The organism is Streptomyces sp. NPDC002138 (genome assembly GCF_040296485.1).
Lineage (GTDB): Bacteria > Actinomycetota > Actinomycetes > Streptomycetales > Streptomycetaceae > Streptomyces.
The window spans coordinates 1-20834 of sequence record NZ_JBEOXE010000013.1; the positions used below are offsets into that span (position 1 = coordinate 1).

The 20834-nt window shown below is 68.9% G+C and carries 15 protein-coding genes and 4 pseudogenes; 7 read left to right on the forward strand and 12 right to left on the reverse strand.

Going from position 1 to position 20834, the window contains the following annotated elements:
* Nucleotides 1-381 (reverse strand): annotated as a pseudogene (locus ABT084_RS11065) (ATP-binding protein); the annotation flags it as partial.
* Nucleotides 382-651: 270 nt separating this feature from the next.
* Between ABT084_RS11065 and ABT084_RS11070 the strand changes: the two are divergent.
* A complete protein-coding gene (locus tag ABT084_RS11070) occupies nucleotides 652-1473 on the forward strand; it encodes a hypothetical protein (RefSeq protein WP_351040908.1) in 822 nt (273 codons plus the stop codon).
* Between the two features lie 22 nt (nucleotides 1474-1495).
* A pseudogene (locus ABT084_RS11075) lies at nucleotides 1496-2296 on the forward strand (helicase associated domain-containing protein); the annotation flags it as partial.
* Between the two features lie 39 nt (nucleotides 2297-2335).
* Here the strand turns inward: ABT084_RS11075 and ABT084_RS11080 are convergent.
* From ABT084_RS11080 to ABT084_RS11090, 3 genes are read right to left on the reverse strand one after another with little or no spacing between them, the layout of a single operon-like run.
* On the reverse strand, nucleotides 2336-2911 hold the full coding sequence (locus tag ABT084_RS11080) for a DUF6262 family protein (protein WP_351040910.1): 576 nt from the start codon (nucleotides 2909-2911) through the stop codon (nucleotides 2336-2338).
* Complete coding sequence (locus tag ABT084_RS11085) at nucleotides 2908-5502, reverse strand: tyrosine-type recombinase/integrase (protein WP_351040913.1); 2595 nt, start codon at nucleotides 5500-5502, stop codon at nucleotides 2908-2910. Before ABT084_RS11085 ends, ABT084_RS11080 begins: the two co-directional genes overlap by 4 nt.
* A complete protein-coding gene (locus ABT084_RS11090; RefSeq protein WP_351041239.1) occupies nucleotides 5499-6641 on the reverse strand; it encodes a tyrosine-type recombinase/integrase in 1143 nt (380 codons plus the stop codon). The genes ABT084_RS11085 and ABT084_RS11090 overlap by 4 nt, the downstream gene beginning before the upstream one ends.
* On the opposite strand from ABT084_RS11090, the gene ABT084_RS11095 reads away from it, so the two are divergent.
* Nucleotides 6624-8879, forward strand: coding sequence for a helicase associated domain-containing protein (locus ABT084_RS11095; protein ID WP_351040915.1), 2256 nt, complete (start codon nucleotides 6624-6626; stop codon nucleotides 8877-8879). The genes ABT084_RS11090 and ABT084_RS11095 overlap by 18 nt on opposite strands.
* 799 nt (nucleotides 8880-9678) lie before the next feature.
* Here ABT084_RS11095 and ABT084_RS11100 read toward each other — a convergent pair.
* Both ABT084_RS11100 and ABT084_RS11105 read right to left on the reverse strand, forming a co-directional pair.
* The gene (locus ABT084_RS11100; protein ID WP_351040916.1) at nucleotides 9679-10671 is read right to left on the reverse strand and encodes a 3-oxoacyl-ACP synthase III family protein; all 993 of its coding nucleotides are present in this window, start codon (nucleotides 10669-10671) and stop codon (nucleotides 9679-9681) included.
* Nucleotides 10668-11585: an SDR family oxidoreductase gene (locus ABT084_RS11105; RefSeq protein WP_351041242.1), complete on the reverse strand. Its 918-nt coding sequence runs from the start codon at nucleotides 11583-11585 to the stop codon at nucleotides 10668-10670. The genes ABT084_RS11100 and ABT084_RS11105 overlap by 4 nt, the downstream gene beginning before the upstream one ends.
* A gap of 413 nt (nucleotides 11586-11998) precedes the next feature.
* Between ABT084_RS11105 and ABT084_RS11110 the strand changes: the two genes are divergently transcribed.
* Both ABT084_RS11110 and ABT084_RS11115 read left to right on the forward strand, forming a co-directional pair.
* Nucleotides 11999-13375: a cytochrome P450 gene (locus ABT084_RS11110; protein WP_351040918.1), complete on the forward strand. Its 1377-nt coding sequence runs from the start codon at nucleotides 11999-12001 to the stop codon at nucleotides 13373-13375.
* A gap of 95 nt (nucleotides 13376-13470) precedes the next feature.
* Nucleotides 13471-14526, forward strand: coding sequence for a terpene synthase family protein (locus ABT084_RS11115; protein ID WP_351040920.1), 1056 nt, complete (start codon nucleotides 13471-13473; stop codon nucleotides 14524-14526).
* 76 nt (nucleotides 14527-14602) lie between these two features.
* On the opposite strand, the gene ABT084_RS11120 is transcribed toward ABT084_RS11115, so the two are convergent.
* Nucleotides 14603-15304, reverse strand: a complete 702-nt coding sequence (locus ABT084_RS11120) for a hypothetical protein (RefSeq protein ID WP_351040922.1) — start codon at nucleotides 15302-15304, stop codon at nucleotides 14603-14605.
* A 643-nt stretch (nucleotides 15305-15947) separates the two neighbouring features.
* On the opposite strand from ABT084_RS11120, the gene ABT084_RS11125 reads away from it, so the two are divergent.
* Nucleotides 15948-16991, forward strand: a complete 1044-nt coding sequence (locus ABT084_RS11125; protein ID WP_351040924.1) for a terpene synthase family protein — start codon at nucleotides 15948-15950, stop codon at nucleotides 16989-16991.
* Between the two features lie 78 nt (nucleotides 16992-17069).
* Here the strand turns inward: ABT084_RS11125 and ABT084_RS11130 are convergent, their stop codons facing one another.
* Nucleotides 17070-17753: a hypothetical protein gene (locus ABT084_RS11130; protein ID WP_351040927.1), complete on the reverse strand. Its 684-nt coding sequence runs from the start codon at nucleotides 17751-17753 to the stop codon at nucleotides 17070-17072.
* 148 nt (nucleotides 17754-17901) lie between these two features.
* On the opposite strand from ABT084_RS11130, the gene ABT084_RS11135 reads away from it, so the two are divergent.
* Complete coding sequence (locus tag ABT084_RS11135; protein ID WP_351040930.1) at nucleotides 17902-18351, forward strand: YidB family protein; 450 nt, start codon at nucleotides 17902-17904, stop codon at nucleotides 18349-18351.
* Nucleotides 18352-18696: 345 nt separating this feature from the next.
* On the opposite strand, the gene ABT084_RS11140 is transcribed toward ABT084_RS11135, so the two are convergent.
* The 4 genes and pseudogenes from ABT084_RS11140 to ABT084_RS11150 form a co-directional block, all read right to left on the reverse strand.
* The gene (locus ABT084_RS11140; RefSeq protein WP_351041275.1) at nucleotides 18697-19170 is read right to left on the reverse strand and encodes a hypothetical protein; all 474 of its coding nucleotides are present in this window, start codon (nucleotides 19168-19170) and stop codon (nucleotides 18697-18699) included.
* Nucleotides 19171-19250: 80 nt separating this feature from the next.
* Nucleotides 19251-19406, reverse strand: a pseudogene (locus tag ABT084_RS37995) (ATP-binding protein); the annotation flags it as partial.
* A pseudogene (locus ABT084_RS11145) lies at nucleotides 19393-20085 on the reverse strand (IS5 family transposase); the annotation flags it as partial. The pseudogenes ABT084_RS37995 and ABT084_RS11145, both read right to left, overlap by 14 nt.
* A gap of 56 nt (nucleotides 20086-20141) precedes the next feature.
* Nucleotides 20142-20735 (reverse strand): lytic polysaccharide monooxygenase, encoded by a 594-nt coding sequence (locus ABT084_RS11150; protein WP_351040933.1) that lies wholly within the window; start codon nucleotides 20733-20735, stop codon nucleotides 20142-20144.
* Between the last annotated feature and the right edge of the window lie 99 nt (nucleotides 20736-20834).

Genomic DNA, 20834 nt, shown 5'->3' on the forward strand with positions numbered 1-20834 from the left:
CAGGCCTTCACCCGCCCGTTCAAGCTTCAGCTCGGCCAGGACCCGGTCATAGCGGCCCGCCTCGACCCGGTTCCGCGACGGCCGAGCCACCTCCAACACGCGCCCCGCCAGCAGATCCCGGCGCACCACCCGATGGAGCGTTCCCAGGGACGGCACACTCCCCGGCGAGGACAATCCGTCGGCCGTCAACCGCCTGTACAAAGCCGCGACATTCCCGCCCAGGTCCGCCAGGACCGCCCACTGCTCGTCATCCAGGGTGAACCCGTCCTGCCGCCCCACCGGCTCCAGCCGACCCTCACGCGCCTCCGCCAGCCACTTCCACACCGTCCGGACCGTCACCCCCGCAGCCTCCGCCATCACCCGCACATGCAGCGACGACACCGACCCCGGCCCCTGGGTCCACCACCAACAACCGACGCACCACCACACCCCGCGCCAACCGGCCACCCACGTCCATGGCCAGCCGCACACCCCGACCCTGGCCAGCCGCACACAGGAATGGGCAACCCCATGACAGCCACACGTCCTGCTGCTATGCAGCCCATGGCAGCAGCCTGGTCACCCCATGACAGCCAAGATCCACTGTCGGTAGAGAGACAGCGCAAGGCGGAACCCCAGACAGTCCAGTGGTCGGCAAGGCACCATGCTCGAATGAAGAAATGCCTGTTTTGCGGTCGATCAGCGCCCGAAGTCAAGATGACCGGTGAACACGTCCTCCGGCGCGAACTCATCAACCAGGTCCTCTGGGGAGCCCCAAAAGACCGCACAGAGACAGTCCACCGCGGCTACTCCGACGGAACACAGATAGCCATGTCCCGCCAGGTACCCGAGTCCATCCTCAATCAGACGCTCAAGGATGTCTGCGGCGACTGCAACAGCGGCTGGATGAACGACCTGGAGAACCGTGCGGAGAAGACTCTGGTTCCCCTCCTACGCGGTGAGCACACTCACGTCGCCAAAGCCGACGCAGAGGTCCTCGCGACGTGGGCGGCGAAGACAGCCATGGTCAGAGCACGCGTGGACGGCGCCCCCTACACCGTCCCAGAAGACCACCGCACACACATCATGACCACCAACACCCCGCCGGCGAACCTCACCGTCTGGGCCGCAGCATGTGAACCTCACCCCAACGCCAGAACCAGGCACTACAAGGTCGGGATCGAGCTACCCGGAACGCCCATCACCGAGACCGACGAAGACGGCGACACCTGGGTCGTCGGCGTCGAAGCCAAGCAAAGCCTGGGGCACGTGACCACCATCGTGATCAACCACATCACACTCGTCATCGCCGAAGCCGATTCAGAAGCCCTTCACACCGACCTCGTCACAACGCTCGACCCCACAGGTACCGCCACCAAGCTCTGGCCAGACCCGAAAGACTTCAACTGGCCACTCACACCGACACCCACACCCGACCAGATCGACGGCATCGGAGACCTCACCCAGCCCCTCCCCAACACAACCGCCGGCTGACACCCAACCGCTGCCACCACCCCGCACATTCACACTGGACGCACCGGAAGCCGGCATGGTGTGGGAACCCGGCGCAGAGGCGTGCGAGGCCACAGAGGCGTGGGAGGCCAAGCTCGCCGCGCTCCGCTCCTACCGGCGGGCCATGGGCCATCTGGCACCTCGGTAGGGCCCCATGTGGGGCGAGGACAACGAGATGGTGCCTATCGGGCAGCACATGGCCAACCTCCGCCGCAAGGGCGCCAAGAACGGGCTCGGGAAGGACGAGGACACCGCGGCGACCCGGGGCGTGCAGCTCGCCGCGGTCGACAAGGACTGGAACTGCCCCTGGCCCCTCGACTGACAACGCCACTACCGCGTCCTCTCCCACCTCATCGACACCGAAGCCGGGAGCATCCTTCCGGCCATCGAACCCGGGGTGCTCTTCGACGGCGACGACCTCGGCCGCTGGCTGGCCCAGCAAAAACAGCTGGCCACCTGGGCGCGGCTGCTGCCCGAGCAGCAGAAGCGACTGACCGCACTGGCCGTGGAACCCGCCCAGGCGCCGCCTCCTGCCCCGGCGGCCAGCAATACGGCGAAGGGGGCCCCGAGCAAGGCACAGCAGGCGTTCCAACGCAGCCTGGCAGCCTTTGCGCAGTGGGTGGAACGGGAAGGCGCCCACCGGCCGGTGCCCCGCGCCCACGGCGAGGTTATCGCGGTCGAGGGCGAGACGGAGCCAGTGATCGTGAAGCTGGGCGTGTGGATCTCCAACACCAATGCCAGGCGCAACAAGCTCAGTGTGGAACAGCTGGCCGCGCTGAAGGGGCTGGGCATCGACTGGATCTGAACGGTCATCCTTACCGTTAGGCAAGGATCCGAGGCTGGATCAGGAGTGCGGGGGCGGGGTGGTGAGGTACAGCGCGAGTTGGGCTTCAAGGTCGGCGATGCGTTTGTCCATGAATCGGTTGTTCTGGCGTGCGCTGGTCAGGCGCTCTTGAAGCTGCTGGTTGTCCTGGGTGAGCTGTCGTACGTGCTGCTTCAGCGTGGTGCTCTCCGTGACGAGGCGCTGAAGTGAGCCTTCGGGTAAATCGTGTTGGAGGTCGCGGATCTTGCCGAGGAGTTCTGCGATGCCGGTGTGCTGGATGCGGATTTCACGCTGGGCTTGGGCAAGCGCGTCTTCGGCGTTGAGTGCACGTTCCTTCCAGGCCGGCTGTGCGCGGCTGCCGCTGTTGGAGACTCCGGGATGGGGTCTGCTTGCTCGGTTGGCCTGCTCGATCAGAGCTCTGGCCTGCTGGTTTTGGTAGAGGAAGGTGCGAGAGACGCGGGCGGTACGGGCAAGGGCTGCAACGGTGAGAGGCGTTTGGTCACGTGCTGCGCCCGCCAGGGTGGTCTGGAGGCGTTCGAGCATCTCCTGGGTGGCTTGGCGGCGGGCGTGGACGGCCGCGTCGGTGCGCGAACTCATGGATGTCCTGTGGCGTTGTCGGGGGCCTGGAGTGCGGCAAGATCTCGGGCGCGGAAGGCGGTGCTCCAGGTGCGGTGGAAGTAGTCCTGGGGGCGCCTCAGGTCCAGGGTGAGGGCTTCGTCGAGGATGCCGAGGGCAGCCAGCGCCTGCTCGAGTCCTTTGATGGCCTTGGCCGTGGGTTCGAAGACGGTGTGGAGGTAGTCGGCGGTTGCGTCGTCCGGGGCGTTCTCGGCGATGGAGCGCCACTGTTCGGCTTTGCGTCGCCAGTAGAGGAGGTCTGCGCCGGAGAGGACGAAGTTGTCGCAGTTCTCGCAGTCGAGTTTCCAGGGGCAGGATCCGCCGTCGACGACGGGTTGGTAGGTGCAGAATCCCCCATCGGCGGGAATGCTGCGGCGGGAAAGGTCCAGGGCCATGGCGAGGGCTGTCTCGCGGTCTATGGGGGTGGTGTCGCCGGAGAGGAGTTCGCCTGGGTTGGGGGCGCCGGGCCCAGCTACCCAGACGGTGTTCAGGACGTCTTCGAGGTCGCTGTTGGTGATCTTCACGTAGTGCTCGGCCATGCGCTCGGACAGCTGGCCGAGGTAGCGGCGGATGTGGGTGAGTGTGGCGCCAGCGCGCAGCAGATTGGTGGCCAGGGTATGGCGGGCCTGGTGGGCGACGTACGCGCCGCCGAGGTCGAGACCGTCTATCCAGGTCTTGAAGCGCTGGTTGAAGTGTCCGTAGGAGATCGGCTGCCGGCCGTTGGGGTTGCGGATGGAGGAAGGGAACAGGGCCAGGCCGGGGCGTTCCGTAGTCGCTGGGGTGCGGCCGTAGCGTTTTTCGAAGAACTGGAGTGTCTTGGTGCGGCGGGCATCGAGGCGTTGGTAGATGGGCTCAGGGATACGGATGCCCTCGTTGTAGTTGCCGACCTTGGTCTGGTCGTGCCACAGCATGGCCAGGCCGCGGTAGCGGCCGATGCAGTCCAGCCGGAGTCCGACGACCTCGCTGCAGCGGCGCCCGGTGGCGACAATGGTCTCCCAGATATCCCGCAGGCCCCGGTCATTGAGGTCGAGTTCCTCCAGGCGGCGCAGGTTGGTCTCGTCCATCAGTGCACGGGCGACGTCGTCGCTGAAGGGGTTGCGGGAGCGCTGCTTGAGGCCAGTGCCGCCGAAGGGGATGGCGGTCAGGAAGCCGCTGTCGATGCCGAGGCGTTCGGCGTGGCCAGCGGGGATGGCGCTGTAGAGCAGCTTGCGGGCTTGATTGAAGATGAATTGGCAGGTCAGGTCAGTGACGGTGGAGGATCGTCCGTCGACCAGGACCATGCCCAAGGACGGCAGACCATGACGGGCACGGTGGCGCTGGTCTGCGACGAACCGCTCGGCGTGTTCACGGCGTAGCACAGTGGGGTCGTGGCCTGCCTCGGGGGCGTCAGTCTGGAGGAAGACGCCCAGTTCGACGGCTGCGCGGCGCATCTGGTCGAAAGGGCCTCTGGTGCGGGGGCACTGCGGGGAACGGAGCAACTCGGCGAGATGGTCCCAGAGCAGGTCGCGCAGCCACCGCTGAGGAACGGCGGTGATGTCGAAGTGGCTCTGCGCACTCTTGAAGCGCCGTCCGAAGTGATCGGTCTCCAGGAAGCCGGCGTCTTTGGTGTCCGAGGGGCTGTAGTAGACGCAGCGCAAGCCGTTGACGACCTCCCAGATCATCTTGCGCACCTCGGAGTTCATCTGCTTACGTGTCAGGCCTGCGTAGCCTTCTTCGTGCAGGTCCATCAGGGACGTGATGCTGCCCCGCCAGCAATTTCTGACGAGATTCCTGATGTCGTTGGTGGTCCATTCTGAGCGCTGTGCGGACTGGGCATGGGTGTGCAGGCCCCACTGGATCTCGGCCCGCAGCAGCGGAGGCAGGCAGTGGAGGTTGACCAGCCCTGGCTGCGTGACCGGCTCCGTAGTCGCGCACCAGGCGCGGAACGCCGCCTCGTTGCCGTAGGTCACCGGGAGCGGCTGGCCGTCCTTGAGGGGTCCCCGCGAGTTTTGCGACCGAGCCGCTCCAGGGCGGTTGTCTATCTTGTAACGGTTCAGGTGCTGGAGGCACAGCCCCAGTGAGGTGCAGGCCAGGAACGGGCACCGTGCCGTGCACAGGCCATAGCCGGGAAGCGGGTGCTGTGTACGGGCCCAGTGCTGCAACCGGTCTGGGTTCATGGCCGCTGCCTCGCCGTACTGCCACCTGGTCTGGTGCTGCAGGCAAAGCCGGGTGGTGGGACTGATCGCCGGACGGTCGGGACAGATCAGGCACCGGCCGTAATCCACTCCCCGCGCGGCAGGCAGGGCGGTAGCCGCGTCCATGAAGGCGCGCTTGGTCTGCCCCGTCTGCTCGGCCTGCTCCCACTCCAGGTTGTGCGTGTTGCACAGGTTGTGGCCGACCCGGCGGATGCGCAGGCAGCCGTCGACGCCGCACTGCCAGGCGTAGACCGGATGCTGAGGCGGAATGAAGATCAGCGGATCGCGGAAGAGCGGGTCGAATGCGGGAGCCTCGATGAGGGCCGTGAGCAGTTCGAGCCGGTCACGGCCGATGCGGGTGGTACCCGTGCGGCCGGGCAGTAGCGTCAGCGGGATCACGGCCGTGTCCCCCACACCTGCTCAAGCGCTGCGGCGAAGGCCGGGTCGTGGACGTCCACGTGACCGTAGACCTGCTCGACGGTCGCCGCCGAGGCCCAGCCTCCAGCATCACGGGCGATCACAGCGTTACCCCGTGCGGCGTCCAGCACCGCAGTGGCGAAGCTGTGCCGGAAAGCGTGCGGGATCACCCGGCCGATCTCCAGTCGGGATGCGGCCCGGCGCAGCATGCCGCGGGCCGCGGCCGTGGTCCACGGCCGGCCCCGGGTGGGGCCGTGCAGGCTGACCAGGAGCATGCCGTGAGTGGTCTGGGCGGGGTACTGGGTGGTGATGTAGTCGAAGTAGGTGTGGATCATCGCCGGACTCACCCGGCGCACCGTCCCGCCGCACACAGTGCCGTCCTGCGATCTCCAGGGGGACTTGGTCTTCACCCGGGCCCGGTTGGCGTTGTCCTCACGGTGACAGATGTGTACGTGCGGTCCCCGGCATTGACCGCACGCGGCCTGCTCGCGAAGGTGCAGGTCGACCAGACGCAGCCCGCACAGCTCGCCGATCCGGAAACCTCCGTCGGCCAGCCACGTGACCAGCATTCGGTCCCGCGCGCACGACACCGTTCCCAGCAGCAGATCCCGGGCGCCTTCCGGCAGCACCTTCGGGTGCCGGCGCATCCGTTCCGACGGAGCCAGAGGGTTCGCGGGCATGCTGTCCAGGACGTGCCCGAGCATCGCCCGACGGCGGTCTGCCCGCGTCGGGAGCCGCGTGACGCGCAGCGCCTCCGCCAGTGACGGGTTCACGCCCCGGATGCCCAGGTGGAGGTAGAAGCCTTTCAGACAGGCCGCGGCGGTCTTCAGTGCGCTATGTCCGTAGGGACGCTTGCCTTCCCGCCACGGCAGACCGAACGGGCCGGGGTAGTCCGCTCCGAGGGCTGCCATGTAGTGCCGCAGGTCCTCAAGCGACACCAACACTGTGTCCAGGCCCGCGAACCGCAGCCACCGCAGATGATCAACCAGCACATACGCGTACGTGCGGTCCGTACCCGCCCGGCAGGTGCGCAGGAATCCGTCCGCCTCCGCCACCACCGAGCAGTCCGTATCCACGACCGTGTAGCAGACCCGCCCGTCCCCGTGGATGATCTCCTGCACCCGCAACTCCCCCACCACCAACCGACCACCCACCCGCGCGCCGCCCTCTCCGAACCGGGGCCGCCCCGTCGGCGGCATCCCAGACCGGAGTCCACACCCCTCCCCCACCCCGGCGGAGCACTCCAGGCGAACGTCACACACACTCAGGGCACAGTTGGTAAAACGGACGAAGCGCACGGCACCGCCGGCGACCTCGGACGACCCTGGGCCGCGATCCACGACAACACCCGGATCCCGGCGGACTTCCGGCTCTACCTCACCGCGACCCCGCGCATCCTGGCCGCGGCCCGGCCGCAGAAGGGCGCCGGCGGCCAGGAGCCGGAGATCGCGAGCATGGCCGACGACCGGGACGGAACCTACGGCGCCTGGCTGGCCGAGCTGGGACTCTCGGAGGCGATCGAGCGGGGCATCCTCGCCGGGTTCGAGATCGACGTCCTGGAGATCCGCGACCCCTCCCCCGTCCTGGGGGAGTCCGAGGAGGCGCAGCGGGGCCGGCGCCTGGCGCTGCTGCAGGCCGCGCTCCTGGAGCACGCCGCGGCGTACAACCTGCGCACGGTCATGACGTTCCACCAGAAGGTGGAGGAGGCGGCCGCGTTCGCGGAGAAGCTGCCGAAGTCCTCGATCGACGCCGAGTTCTACGAGCTGGAGGCCGGCCGCCACGTCCCGCCGGACCGGGTGTGGGCGGCGTGGCTGTGCGGGGACCACCTCGTCACCGAGCGGCGCGAGGTCCTGCGGCAGTTCGCCAACGGCATCGACGCGGACAACCGGCGCGTGCACCGGGCGTTCCTCGCGTCCGTGCGGGTCCTGGGCGAGGGTGTCGACATCACCGGCGAGCGCGGTGTCGAGGCGATCTGCTTCGCCGACACCCGCGGCTCCCAGGTCGAGATCGTGCAGAACATCGGCCGCGCGCTCCGGCTGAACAAGGACGGGTCCACGAAGATCGCCCGGATCATCGTGCCGGTCTTCCTGGAGCCGAACGAGGACCCGACCGACATGGTCGCCAGCGCCAGCTTCCGCCCCCTTGTAGCTGTCCTCCAGGGCCTGCGCAGTCATGACGACCGTCTCGTTGAGCAGCTCGCCTCCCGCGCCCTCACCAGCGGCAAGCGCAAGCTGCACGTCCGGCGTGACGAGGACGGGCAGATCGTCGGCACCGGCGGGGAAGGTGAGAACCAGGAGGACGGAACCGACGCCGCGGCCGAGTCGGCGCTGCTCCACTTCTCCAGCCCGCGCGACGCCGCCACGATCGCCGCGTTCCTGCGCACCCGCGTCTACCGGCCGGAGTCCCTGGTGTGGCTGGAGGGCTACCAGGCCCTGATCCGGTGGCGGGCGGAGAACGAGATCACCAGCGTTCACGCCGTGCCCTACGACGTGGAGGTCGAGGTCGGCGTCACCAAGGCGTTCCCGCTCGGGCGGTGGGTGCACCAGCAGCGCAAGGCGCTGCGGGCCGGGGAGCTGGAGGACCGGCGCAAGACCCTGCTGGACGCCCCGGAGGCCGGAATGGTGTGGGAGCCCGGCGAGGAAGCGTGGGAGGCCAAGCTCGCCGCGCTCCGCTCCTACCGGCGGGCCACCGGACACCTCGCGCCCCGGCAGGACGCCATGTGGGGCGAGGACGACGAGATGGTGCCCGTCGGGCAGTACATGGCCAACCTCCGCAGGAAGGGCGCGAAGAACGGGCTCGGGAAGAACGAGGGCACCGCCACCACCCGGGCCGCACAGCTCGCCGCGATCGACAAGGACTGGAACTGCCCCTGGCCCCTGGACTGGCAACGGCACTACCGCGTCCTGGCCGACCTGGTCGACGCCGACGGGCAACTGCCCGACATCGCACCCGGCGTGCTCATGGACGGCGACGACATCGGCAAGTGGCTCCAGCAGCAGAAACAGCCGACCACCTGGCCGCGGCTCCTGCCCGAACAGCAGGAGCGGCTGACCGCGCTGGGCGTGCAGCCCGACCAGGCGCCCCCTCCCGCCCCCGCGGCCAGTCGCGGGGCGAAGGGGCCGAGCAAGGCACAGCAAGCGTTCCAGCGGGGCCTGGAGGCCCTCACCCAGTGGGTGGAGCGGGAAGGCGCCCACCGGCCGGTCCCCCGCGCCCACGCCGAGGAGATCACGGTCAAGGGCGAGACGGAGCCGGTGACCGTGAAGCTCGGCGTGTGGGTCTCCAACACCAAGAGCCGACGCGACAAGCTCACCTCCGACCAGCTCGCCGCCCTCGCGAAACTGGGCGTCGACTGGGCGTGACACGCCACCTCGCCCGTCGTTGAGCTGGGAGGTCAGCGAAGTGGAGGCCCCGGGACGTCCCCCGGGGCCTTCGTCTTGCCTTCTGGCACCGCACGGCAGTGCAACACGGTGGTGCAGCAGCGGTCCCGGCTGGGCCCCCAGCCCTGTCACCGCAGTTCAGGGGTGCAACACCTCTCACGAGCCTGTGTCGTGTGGCGCAGGGCCCGGCCGGTGTGGCTACCGGGCGGGCCCTACTTGCGTGGGACAACCCGTCATCCGGTCTTCCCATCCGGACTGTCGCACGCGGGGGTGCCTGGGTCGTGCGGGTGTGGCGGGTGGGTGACCCGGCGACCGGTAGGCAACGTCAGCGGGCCCGGCCCCTGCCCGACGTCGAGCATGGGCCCGTATCCCGCCCCACCCTCGTCAGGAGCCCGGGGAGGTTTGCGTCCCGCACCGTTGTTCTGGTCAGCGGCTTGTACCGGCGTCCCGGGCGTCCGGGCGCAGCGGGACCGTCCGGCTGACCGTGCGCAGCCGGCCCGCGTGCGTCGCGGCCGAGGTTCAGGAGCGGCCGGGTCAGGGTGCCGGTGATCGCGCCGATGACCGCTTCGGTGGTGTTCCTGCGGCGGATCCAGCAGGTTGGAATTCAAGGTCGGCATCCGTTCCGTCACTGCAAAGCCTTCCCGCCCCAGCTGCCTACCTTGCGGCGAGCACGGGCGAGCGTCCCCCGGCGCCCGCGCGCCGTCTTCGCCCAGGATCCAGGCGCGTCCGGGGGCAGGTGGGGCAGTCACCTCGGTGTCTGCTTCAGGGGCCGCTGTCGGTGTTACCAGCGCAGGAGCATCACCGCGCCGCTGGCGCCGCTGGCGAGTCCGAAGAGCGCGACCGTGTCCCCCGGGGCCAGTCGGCGGTGGTCGACGGCGTGGGCGAGTTGGAGGGGCAGGGTCGCGGCGGCGGCGTTCCCGGTGTGCGGGAAAGTGGGAACGATCTGCGCGGTGTCGATGCCCATGCGGGTGCGGAAGGCGTCCACGAAGGGCACGGACGGCTGGTGGACGCAGACGAGATCGAGATCGCGGACATCGACGTGCTGATCCTTGAGCCACTGGGCCCCCTGAACGTCGAGGTCGACGAAGGAGCCCAGCAGGGCCTCGGAGTCGACGTGCAGACCCTGAGGGTGGTCGGGGGCATGGTGGGGGTCGTAGAGGGTGGCGGCGGGCCATCCCACGGAGTTGGCGAGGAACACCGAGCCGGTGATGCCGGGCACGGGTGAGGGCTCCACCAGAAGGGCGGCACCCAGGTCGGCGCCGGTCAGGGAGGTCAGTCCGGTGCGCAGTTGATCGCGAGTGAGGTTCCAGCGGGAGAGGCGGGTGAGGGTTTCCCCGCAGGTGATCAGGACGCGGCGGTGCTGGCCGGTGCGGATGAGGGCGTCGGCGACCTGGAGGGCGTTGATGACGCCGTTGCAGGCGTTGCCGATGTCGAAGGCCGGGCAGGTCATGCCCGTCTTCGCCGCGACGATGTGGGCGTTGGCGGGTTCGCGGACGTCGGCGCTCACGGCGGCGAACAGCAGCAGGTCGATGTCGGCCGGTGAGAGGCGGGCGGTGTGTAAGAGGCGGGCGGCGGCCCGGGCGGCGAGGTCGGAGGGCAGATCGCCGGGATCGGCGACGGTGCGCTGGTGCAGGCCGAAGGTGCGCTGCAGAAGGCCGGCGGGGAGTTTGAGGGCCGGGCTGTGGCGGTGCAGGAGTTGTTCGATCTCGGTGACGTGCTGGCGTCGGGTGGGCAGATGGACTGCGGTGTGGGTGATGCGGCTGTGGGTGCTCACGCCGTCTCCTTAACGGGCCCGGACCTTTCGCCGGGTCGCTGGCCTGGTGGCCGGGCTGCCGCTGCGGGGGTGCGGGGCAGGCCGGTGACCGCGTGCTTGATGCGGTCGGTGAGGCTCAGCGGCAGCATCGTGTGGAGGGGGACGAGGAAGCGGGCTTCCCGGCCGACGACGTAGCGGGGACGCGGCCAGCGGGCCGTCAGGCACCTCTGGACGGTGCGTGCCACCGGTTCGGGGCCGGGTACTCGGCGGTCCACGGCGGTGAACAGGCGCGTGGTGCTCTCGTATCCGGGGTTCGCCGGATCGCGGAGGGTGTCGAGGTCGGTCAGGGCGCGGCCGAGCATGGGGGTGGCGAACGCGCCGGGTTCCACCAGGCTGACGCGGACGCCGAGGTGGGCGGCCTCTACGCGCAGGCAGTGGGTGAGGGCCGAGAGGGCGTGCTTGCCGGCGCTGTACCAGGCGCCCATCGGCCAGGGGACCCGGCCCAGGCCCGAGGAGATGTTGACGATCCGGCCGCCGCCGCAGGCGGCCATCGCCGGCAGGACGAGCCGGCACAGCCGAGCCGGACCCAGCAGATTCACCTCCAGCAGGCGACGGGCGTGCTCGTCGTCCACGTCGGCGACCGCGCCTGCCTGCGGGATGCCGGCATTGTTGACCAGCGCCCACGGCCCGCCACCCGTCATCTCGGCGCACTCCTGCAGCGCCTGGCGGCAGGATGCCTCGCACGCAACGTCCAGCTGAACGGTGCGCACGGCAAGGCCCCGCCCGGCGGCATCCGCCACGAGGCTGCGGGCCTTTCCCGTATCGCGTGCTCCGGCAATCACGTCCCAGCCCGCGCTAGCGAGACGGAACACAATCACCCGGCCGAAACCTCCCGTCGCCCCCGTCACCAGCACACTCCGCCCGCCCGACGGCATCACCAACGCCCCCACGCCCTTCCCAGTCCAACAAGCAATGCCGCGGCCGGCCGGCCGCGCCCCTCACGCGGACAACGACGAGGCCCCGGCAAGGTAGTGGCCCCGCGGCCGCGGCGGGTACTCCCGGTCCGGCAGCTCGGCCACCCCGAACAGCTACGATCCGCTCGAACTCCGACAGCTCCCCTGGCTGCCCTCCCTCGTCGTCGAAGGCCCGGTCAGCCCGCCCATGAGACGACCAGCTGACCAACTGCGCGCCAGCGCTGACCGGGGGCTCGGATCGCCAGGCCACCCTGTTCGACGAGTGCGTGCGGGTGAGGCCTGTGTGGGGGAAACGGTTTTGTGTTTCTTGGGCGGGGTTGGGTGGGCAGGGTGTGGTTCGGCGTGCTTCCGGTCGGATGGCGGAGGGGGTTGGCGTGGCAGGCGCTCAGGAGGTTCAGCGGGCTGCGGGGGGCCTGCCGTGGCTGGGCCACGTGATCCAGTTGATGCGTGACCCCCTCGCCTTCCTGGCACTCCAGCGGGGAGGGGCGGCGGTGGTGAGGCTGCAGCTCGCGGGGCGCCGGGTGCATCTGGTCAACGGCGGGGATGCGGCCCGTCAGGTCTTGGTGTCGTCGGTGTTCGACAAGGGCGGTCCGTTCATGGACACGGCGCGGTTCCTGGTCGGCAACGGGGTGATTACCTGTAGCAATGCTGATCACCGGCGTCAGCAGCCGGTGATGCGTCCCGCGTTCGGCCGTGACCAGGTGGCCCGCTATGCCCCGGTGATGGGCGAGTGCGTCACGCAGGCGCTCGGGGGGTGGCGTGAGGGTGAGCGGCTTGATGTGGAGGCGAGCATGTACGCGTTGGCGGCCCGGGTGGTGGCGCGCACGCTCATCGCGGCCCCGGCCGGACGTGAGGCGGCCGATGTCATGGCCGGTGCACTGCCGGTGCTGCTGGAGGGCATGTTCCGTCGGATGCTGGTTCCCTGGCCGCTGCTGCACCGTCTCCCCTCGCCGGCCAACCGCCGTTTCGATCGGGCGCAGGCCCGTCTGGGGAGGGCGGTTGAGGACGTGATCGGGCAGTACCGGTCCGGTCAGGCACCGGGGGACGACCTGCTGTCCCTGGTGATGGCCGCCGTCGATGACGACGGCCGCCCGTTGGATGACGCGGAGGTACGTGATCAGATTCTGTCGGTGCTGGCGGCGGGCGTGGAGACCACCGCCTCCCTGCTCGCCTGGACCCTCCACGCCCTGGCCGACCACCCGGCGGTGGAGCGCCGGCTGTGGGGCGAGCTGGACCGCGAGCTCGCCGGACGCGAGCCCGCCTTCGCCGACATCGAGCGTCTGCCCTACACCCGGCAGGTCCTCATCGAAGTGCTGCGACTGTGGCCACCCACGTGGATGCTCAGCCGCATCACCCTTGAACAGACCGTGCTCGCCGGGTTCACCGTTCCCGCGGACGCGGATGTGATCGTGTCCCCCTACTCCCTGCAACGCAATCCCCGTGTCTTCCCCGACCCGGATGTCTTTGATCCGGACCGGTGGCTTCCCGAACGCGTCACCGTGGCGCAGCGGCAGGCGTTCACGGCCTTCGGCGGCGGGCGCCGCAAGTGCTTGGGCGAGCACTACGGCATGACCGAGGCCGTCCTCGCCCTTGCCGCAATCAGCAGCCGCTGGCAACTACGCAAGGCCACTGCCACGCCACTGCGGGCCCTGCCCCGTTTCCTTCTCACCCCCAAGGCCGGCCCTCTCATCGCGACCCGCCGCACGACACCAACCGACACGCCCGCGACAGACGTGGGACACCGGCGATGAGAGCCCCCGGCCACGCCGAAGACGAAACCCGCGTCCCGGACCCGGTCCCTGCGGGCGGCATTGCGGAATCACCCGAGGAGCACCCTTACTTCCGGATGCCAGCTTTCCCCCGGTTCATGCCCGCCCGGCGCCGCCCCGGCCTTGAAGCACTGGAGCAGCGCTGCGCGGCCCGCCTCGCCGGGCTCCTGGGCGGCGCCTTCACCTGCCGGGAGGAGCTGGAGGCGTTCTTGGAGCACCGCACCAGCCTGTGGAACCTGCTCACCTACGCCCACGCCCGCGACGACCGCATCGAACTGATCTGTGCCTGGATCGACGTCCTGTTCGTTATCGACGACGAGCTCGCCCACGCGCCACCCTCCCGGATCCGGCAGTCGGGCATCCACGAACTACCTGCCGTCATCGACGGCAGACCACCCGCCGTTGACACCGCCTACACCCGCGCCTTCGAGCAGCTGCGCGAGCAGACCGTGCCCCACACGCCCGAACGGGTTTGGCAACGCTACGCACGCACCCTGCACGAGTTCTTGAACGCCTGCCACACCGAGCGCGATCTCGTCCAAGGCCGCGCGGTAATGGACCTGCCCACCTACGAGAAACACCGCCACAGCTCGATCGGGGAGTGCTGCTTCCCCCTCCTCGAATTCGGTCTCGGCATCGACCTGACCGAACCCCTGGAGAAACTGCCCGAACTGCAGCGTCTCAACACGCTGGCCGCACGCCACTGGATCGGCGTCAACGACGTCTTCTCCTACCGCAAAGAGCTCTACAGCGGCGACACCATGAACGAAATCCAGCTCGCACTCGCCGACAACGGCGGCAACCTCCAAGCGGCCGTCGACCGCATCGCAGCGACCGTCCACCGCGTGGAGGCCGAATTCGACCACCTCACCGCGACGCTCCGCTCCGGCTTGGCAGGCCAGGACAGCACACTCAGCGCCTACCTCGACGCGCTGGAAGCCATGATCGCCGGAAACCTCGAATGGTCCTACCTCACCCCCCGCTACAACGGCCGCGGCCACACCTGGAACGGCCTGACGGACGCCACCGTCATCCTCACCCCCGAGCGCACCGTGTACCTGCCCCACGCCCACACCCCCGCCCTGGACACGAGGCGACCGGCGCACCCCCGGCCAGCCGACCAAAGCCCGTAGCAGACATAGTCGGCAACGCCGGGCATGATCTTCACCGTTGCGACGGCTGCCACCACGAGGCGGGGGCGCAGTCCGATCAGGTGTTGTCGGGGGTCCAGGTGAACTTCACGGCTCCATCGTGTCCGGGCGTGCCGTTCACGCCCGCCGCGCCGTCGCCGCCAGGCCTTCCGTCTGATGGAACGGCCGAGCCAACGTAGACCCCTCCGTAGCCGCGCTCCCCTCCGGTGCCGCCGTCCCCTCCGGTGCCGCCTTGTCCGTAGACGGGGGTGTCGGTCGAGTCCGTGTCCTTCCCGGCGGCGCCTGCGGTACCGCCGTGATTGTCCTGGGCGCTTGCACCGGCGCTACCCGGGGACTTGACCAGGGGCCAGACGTCTTCGCAGTGGAGCTCGCTGGTCTGGATGTTCCCACCCGTGCCGCCCTTGCCGCCAGCGGGAGTGGTGCCGTTGGCTCCGGCGGGTGTCACCGCCTCCTCGCCGTACGCCCCGCCCTTGCCCGCGGTGGCCAGGCCGGGGTCGGCCTTGCCGCCGTCGGCTCCATAGGCCCTGGCGCGGATGTTCGCGTTCCCGAGGCTGTCGGTCGTCCAGACCAGGGTGTTCTGCCCGCCGCCCCCGTTGCCCGCGTACGGGGTTCCCGGCCCCGTCCCGTTGGTCCCGTTGCGCGCGGTCCGGGGGCGGCCCGCGCCACCGTCGCCGCCCTTGCCCGGGGTGCTTCCCGCCGCCCCGCTGTGGCCACCGCCACCCACCCGAATCGTGACGAGCCGGCCCTTGGACACATACATCTGACACTTCACGTATCCGCCGCCGGCACCGCCGCCGCCCCCACCCCCCTGGCCCCCGCTACCGCCGTGCCCACCCCTGCCATATTGGACACCGCCGCCTCCACCACCGCCGGCCCCCGCACCACCGCCTGCGCCTCCGCCTCCACCGCCCCACACCTCGAGGGTCACCCACTCCGACACAGGCGCCGTCCACGTGTGATCACCGCGCTTGTCGAACACCACGCTCGCCACCGCAGCCTCAGCGTGGGCCAACGGCGAAACACAGGCCAGCGCGAGCGTCAGCGCCGTCCCAGCAATCACAGCCGTTCGTCGTGAAACCGTCATCAACTCTCCTGAAACCGAGGAACACCGCGCCTTGCGGCGCATATCCATCACGCCTCGCTAACGAGCGTGGCCGAGAGTTGTGACTGCGTAGGAGTTGGCCGCAGCGGCGCTCGGCTCTGTTGGCAGCCTGCGGCCTGGGACGTGCAAGCGATTTCCCGCCATCCAGCCACGGGAACTCGCCATTCACGGTCGGGGCCGTTGGGGCGGTCCGGGCCCTCGCGGATGATCTCGACGATGAGTCGCGGCAGCGGCAGTGACCGGGTGGTCTGCGGGAACTGGTCGAGGCTCAGTGTTCGAGATCTCGGCGAAGGAGTGCAGCATGCCCCAGCAGGTGGAATTCGCCATCCCCATCCGCTCCTGGACGGCATCGGAGCTGGAGGGAGCCCGCAAGCGCAACCTTCGCTGGGCGCGCCGGATGGGTTTGGTGAGCAGTGACGAGGCCGAGCGTCGCTATCTGTTCTCCCAGGTGGCTGATGTCGCCGCCTATTCCTACCCGGACGCGGAAGGCGAGGACCTCGATCTCGCCTTCGACGTCAACGGCTGGTTCTTCCTCTTCGACGACCAGTTCGACGTGCCTCTGGGGCAGTGGCCGCCGGCCGCGGCCGTCTGCGAGGAGCTGATCGATCTGCTGCACCGCCCTCCAGGGACCCCGCCCCCTGTCTCCTCTCCGCTCGCCGACGCGTTTGCCGACGTGTGGCAGCGCATGGCCCACGGCATGTCACGCCGCTGGCAGGAGCGCACGGCGCAGCACTGGATGGAGTACCTGACCGCGAATCTCACCGAGGCTGTCGACCGTCGGGCCGGCATGGTCCCCGACAGCGAGGAGTGGATGCGCCTGCGCCGCAAGGTGATAGGCGTCAGGCCCTCGATCGACGTGTGCGAGCGGGTCGGGCACTTCGAGGTTCCCGCCCCCGTCGTCCACAGCACGGCCCTGGAGTCCGCCCGGGAGATCGTCACCGACGTGATCATCCTGATCAACGAGGTCTACTCCCTGGAAAACGACGAGGCACGCGACGCCCCCAACCTGGTCCGCTGCCTCATGCACGAGCGGGGCCACACGAGACCGGAGGCAATCAACGAACTCCGCGATCGCGCCGATGCGCAGGTAGTGCGGTTGGCAGACGTCCGACGCCAGATCACGTCCCTGGGCCAAAGCCTCGGACTCCCTGACCTCGCACGAGAGGCCACCGGCCGGTACATCGACGCGATCTCCGCCTACATGCGCGGCATCTACGACTGGCACCGGCTCGCCGGGCGCTACACAGCCCAGGTCGCGCAGCTGGCATCCCCCGCCATGACCGGCTACCTCAACGTCGCGGACCTCGCCACCAGCGCCGGCCGTCCGGCGCCAGACCGCCGATAGGCCAGAACCCCACCCGTGTCTTCAGCCCCATCTGCTCACCGCCCCGGAAGCGAGCACCGCTGTGGCCAACCATGATGCTCAGTGGCCAAGTAGCGGGTTCTGACCGCTCTTCCGGAAGCTGTTGGCGATCTTGTGGGGCGCGGACGATGCGCAGCTAGGTGGCTCCCCGCCTCCTCCAACGGCCACGGCTTCGCCTACTGGACCGTCCTCACCCTGATCGTCGCCCCCACCCTCGGTGCCTTCTGCGTGACTCCCTACGCCCTCGTCCGCGGCACCGTCGGACGCCGCTGACCCTCCATCCGGAGCCTCGCCAGCGCCCGCCTTCGACGGCTCCTGGTTCGGCGCACCCCACCGACCGGCGAACCCCTCCAAGGCCCGGCGCTGCTGTTCCTCGCGGGCGATCTGCTGCGCGAGGACGTCGCGGTCGATGTACGGGTCGACGGCGGCGAGGACCAGGCGTTGGAGTTCGTCCGGCTCCAGCGCCTCCACCTCCCACTGGACCGGGCGCTCGATGTCGAAGCCGTAGCGGCGGGCGAAGGCTGGCCACCTCGGGTCGCCGCGCTTGCCCTCGGTCGCCGGGAGCCCGTACGCGCGCATCTGCTCGTAGGTGAGGAGCACCCGGGTCACCGAGCTCCAGCAGCCCGTGCGCTCTACCCAGTCCCGCTCGATGTCCTCGCCAGGCAGTCGAAGTCGCCGACGTTTCTCTGGGGCTTCCAGAGTGTGCGGGTGGAGTATTAGCAGCTCAGGAGCAGTCTTGGGCACTGGAGCGGATGCTACAGGTGTCGTGCACAGAGCTCATCGGGTTGCTCGTCCCCTGCCAGGATCACCCCGTTGACGACGGCAACAACGAGTAGCGAGAGGTTTTCCGGAAGTGATACTCCTCGCCGCCTCCGAAGGGGATCATGTCGTTATGACCAACGCAGACGGTGCGAACGTGCAGCCAACGTCCTTGACGATCTCAGCAGAGAGCCTGGCCGATGCCGGCCTGCAGTCGCAGGTGCGGTCGTGGATCGGCGACGGCCCCAATGAGGCGATTACCGCCGACCAGATCGTTGCGGTTGTCGGTGCAGACCAGCTCGCCCAGGCCGCCGAGAGTCTGCGAAGGGAGCCCGACGACCTGGCCGCTGACCTCGCCGCCCGACTCCCCGGACTCGCCGACGCCGCCGCGCCTGACGGCCAGACCGCTTCCGCCGCCGGAGGCGGGTTCCCCGGTTTCCTGGTCCGCTGGGCCCCGGTCCCCATCCAAGACCTCACCTCGGACCTGACGCTCTCTGCCCAGATTGCGCCGACCAGCGGCCTGACTCTAAACAACGAGGTAGCGATCGACGGCTCGGTGACCCTCACCGTCAAGTACCTCTAAGCGATTCCGGCAACTCGGCAAATCAACACCACAGCACCGGCCGAGCCGTCCCGCAGGGCAGCCAGCCGGTGCGCACCGCAGTGGACTCCACCCGATGAAGTCCACTGCGGGAGTGGCGTCCACTGGGTGGAGTCCACTCAGTGGGGTCCACCGGGTGGGCTCCACCCGGTGTCGGCATCGGGCGGTCCACTCGGTGGACGGTGCCCGGGGATCGTCACCACAGCCAGGAGTTGGAGTGCCGCGTCCGGGATAGGGCGCCGGCATCGCGGCGGGCCGCGGTGTGGACGATCGCGATATTCCCCAGGGGTAAGTTCACGTAATTCCCCAGGTCCTGGCTTGAGCCGGCTAGGTTGCGCCGGGGATCCCCAGAGCGACCAAGAGGGCTGAGGAGAGCTCTTCCGCGAACAGGGCCGACCCGGTAAGCGTCTGCCGGATAGCTTCCTCATCTGGCGTCAGCCCAGCAGCCTCCGCCCAGGTGAGCGCGCCGGCCATGGCGGGTTCGATCGGGAAATGCTCCAGGGGTATTTCGTAGCTCTCCGCCATGTCGCGGTTGAGCAGACCCTCCCAGGAGCTGCCGTCCGGTGTGGCCGCCTCGATGAACCCCACGTCACTGTCGAGGAAGGAGACCATGACGGCTGGTGTCCCCGTTCGCTGGACGAGGTTCGCAAGGCTGCGCCGTCCGGCGTCGGCGAAGTCCGTGACCTGCCAGCCCTCCGCCAACGCCTCCGTGTCGTCGATGCCCGTGAACCCGGCTGCCCGCATGAGCTGCTGCAGTTCCCCCGTGGACCGGGTCGTCAATGATCCGCCTGAATTTCCCATGGTCCGCAAGTTAGCCGATGCCTCTGACAAGCCAACTCGTGCCGTGGTGACGTCGCCATGGGAAGCCGGGACGGCGGACCCTAGTGCGCCTTGTCGGTCGTGTTCCTGGGCCGCTTGTTCGGACGGTAGCTGGGCCCGTTCATGATCACCTGGTGGCTGGTGTTGATGAGCCGGTCCAGGAGCGACTCGGCGACGACAGGGTTGGGAAAGAGGGGATACCAGTCGACCGCCTTGCGCTCCTCTTCGTTTGCGGTTGGCGATCTGGTCGGACGGCTCAGGGATGACGGTCCTGATTCCGCGTCGCCGGAGGTAAGCACGGATTGCTCGGGAGGAGTAGGCGCGATCCGCGCTCACCTGGTCCGGGCGGCAGCGGGCCCGGCCGGGGCCGATGCGGGGCACGCTGATGCGCCGCATGAGGGCTTCGAAGAACAGCGAGTCGTGCCGGTGTCCTGCGGAGAGCAAGAAGGCGAGCGGGCGGCATCGACTGTCGGAGGCGAGGTGGAGCTTGGTGGTGAGGCCACCGCGTGAACGCCCCAGAGCGTGATCGGACGGCTCGTCGAAGATGGCCGCCAGCTGTGTGGCTCCGGAGGCGTGCTGGTGGGCTCGCACGATGGTGGAGTCGACGCTGACCAGCCACCCGATGTCCTGCGCTGCATCGGCGTGGGCTTGGAGCCGCGCCAGGAGTCGCTTCCACGTGGCGTCGCGTGCCCAGCGGCGAAATCGGTTGTAGACGGTCTGCCACGGGCCGAACCGCTCGGGGAGATCACGCCAAGGGGCTCCGGTGCGGTACTTCCACCCCACCGCCTCGATCACTGTCCGGTGATCACGCCACCGGCCCCCTCGCACGGGGTGGGGTGGGAGGAGATCCTCGATCTGCTCCCACGCCACGCCTGTCAGTACACAGTGCCGTTCCATGCCGGGACAACGACGGCGTGCTACCCGGGAGGAAGGGCCTACCTAGCCAACCGTCGTCAGCCGATATAGCCCCAGTCGATGACAAAGTAGAAGGCATCGGCGCTGCCAGGGTCGTCGAACTCAAACAGAGCCACGTGGTGCCCCACGGGCCGCGCCGGCAGGTTGAAACTGAACTCAAACGGGGTGGGGGCGACCAGGCCGTTGGGGATCGGCTTGTTCGCTTCCTGGTAGGGGGCCGCAGGGTAGCTGCGCAGGTAGACCGGGTTGAGCAGGTCGAAGCTCGCCCGTGACAGCGGCTGCTTGCGGTCCCAGTTCGCCTTGGTCAGGTATGCGACGACTCGGCGTACCTTGACCTGTTCATCGAACGCCAGCGAGACGGTGACCGAATCGCCACTCCGAACCGGGTGGGTGCTCCACTCGTTCCCGAACTCGTCCCTGACCCCGTCCAGCTTGAACGCATAGGGGTTGCCGGCGCTGGCGATCTGCCCGTCCCGCGGCGGCAGCCGATTAACGATGTCGCTGCGGACATCGGGGTCCGAAACGCCTCCTTCCGTCGCCCTGATGAACTTGCCGCCCCTCACAGCGGCCTGATTCGCCATGAGGTACTTCACCTGACGCGACTCAGGAGACATGTACTTCAGTCCTGCCATGTCGTGCTCCCCTCGGCCAAGACGATCTTCCAGAGGGGAGCCTTCCATCACGGGTCGCCCAACATGTCGGTATCAGCGGTTTTGGCTGGAAGCGATCCA

What these genes read in the sequence shown, in the direction of transcription:
- ABT084_RS11070 (WP_351040908.1), top strand. Translation starts at nt 652, where the DNA reads ATGAAGAAATGCCTGTTTTGCGGTCGATCAGCGCCCGAAGTCAAGATG.
- ABT084_RS11080 (WP_351040910.1), bottom strand. Translation starts at nt 2,911, where the DNA reads ATGAGTTCGCGCACCGACGCGGCCGTCCACGCCCGCCGCCAAGCCACC.
- ABT084_RS11105 (WP_351041242.1), bottom strand. Translation starts at nt 11,585, where the DNA reads ATGCCGTCGGGCGGGCGGAGTGTGCTGGTGACGGGGGCGACGGGAGGT.
- ABT084_RS11115 (WP_351040920.1), top strand. Translation starts at nt 13,471, where the DNA reads ATGCCAGCTTTCCCCCGGTTCATGCCCGCCCGGCGCCGCCCCGGCCTT.
- ABT084_RS11120 (WP_351040922.1), bottom strand. Translation starts at nt 15,304, where the DNA reads ATGTATGTGTCCAAGGGCCGGCTCGTCACGATTCGGGTGGGTGGCGGT.
- ABT084_RS11125 (WP_351040924.1), top strand. Translation starts at nt 15,948, where the DNA reads ATGCCCCAGCAGGTGGAATTCGCCATCCCCATCCGCTCCTGGACGGCA.
- ABT084_RS11135 (WP_351040930.1), top strand. Translation starts at nt 17,902, where the DNA reads ATGACCAACGCAGACGGTGCGAACGTGCAGCCAACGTCCTTGACGATC.
- ABT084_RS11140 (WP_351041275.1), bottom strand. Translation starts at nt 19,170, where the DNA reads ATGGGAAATTCAGGCGGATCATTGACGACCCGGTCCACGGGGGAACTG.
- ABT084_RS11150 (WP_351040933.1), bottom strand. Translation starts at nt 20,735, where the DNA reads ATGGCAGGACTGAAGTACATGTCTCCTGAGTCGCGTCAGGTGAAGTAC.